Annotated in this window: 1 protein-coding gene; it reads left to right on the forward strand. The window is 75.0% G+C overall.

Annotated features, from left to right (window positions below; genetic code table 11):
- On the forward strand, window positions 1–937 hold a 937-nt coding region (locus tag ACFQE5_RS09545; protein ID WP_379584484.1), incomplete at its 5' end, for a transposase.
- Window positions 938–945: the final 8 nt, after the last annotated feature.

Genomic DNA, 945 nt, shown 5'->3' on the forward strand with positions numbered 1-945 from the left:
CCGAGCAGCACTCCGGGCTACGGGCCTGGCCGAGCAGCACCGCGGGCTACGGGCCTGGGCGATCGAGGGTGCCGGCGGCTACGGCGCCGGTCTGGCCCGCCACCTCGCCGAGGCAGCCGAAATGGTCGTCGAGCTGGACCGTCCGGTCCGCCCGGCACGGCGCGCCGGGCGCAAGTCCGATGTGCTCGACGCCGAACGCGCCGCCCGCGACGCCCTGGCCCGCACGAGGCTCGCTGCGCCCAAGACCGGGCCGGAGCGGGCCGCGCTGGCCGCGTTGCTGGCCGCGCGGCGCAGCGCGGTGGACGCTGCCACCACCGCGCAACGGCAGCTGCGCGCCCTGGTGATCACTGCCCCGGAACCGGTCCGGGCCCGGTTCCGCGGCCACAGCACCCGCACGATGATCGACATCGCCGGTCGGGTCCGGCCCGGCGCGGCCACCGCTGATGTCGAAGTGTTCACCGTGCTGACCACGCTGCGCGCCCTGGCCGGCCGCATCCGCGCCCTGCACACCGAGGCCGCCGACGACGAGCGGGCGATCCGGGCGCTCGTGCGCTCCTGGCGGCCGGACCTGCTCGACCTGACCGGAGTCGGTCCGATCGTCGCCGCGGTCGTGCTCACCGCGTGGTCGCATCCCGGCCGCTGCCGCAACGATGCCGCGTTCGCCATGCTCGCCGGGGCCGCCCCGATCCCCGCCAGCTCGGGCAAGACCGTGCGCTTCCGACTCAACCGCTCCGGCAACCGGCAACTCAACCGGGCCCTGCACACCATCGCCCTGTCCCGGCTGCGCCACGACCCCGACACCCGCACCTACGCCGAGGGCCGGCGAGCCGAGGGCAAGACCGACCGGGAGATCAAACGCTGCCTCAAGCGCTACATCGCCCGCCAGCTCTACCGCCAGCTCGAGAACCCACCCACCTCAGCCACCCGCGCGGCTTGACACACCAT

Source organism: Pseudonocardia hispaniensis, assembly GCF_042658695.1.
GTDB classification, from domain to species: Bacteria; Actinomycetota; Actinomycetes; order Mycobacteriales; family Pseudonocardiaceae; genus Pseudonocardia; species Pseudonocardia hispaniensis.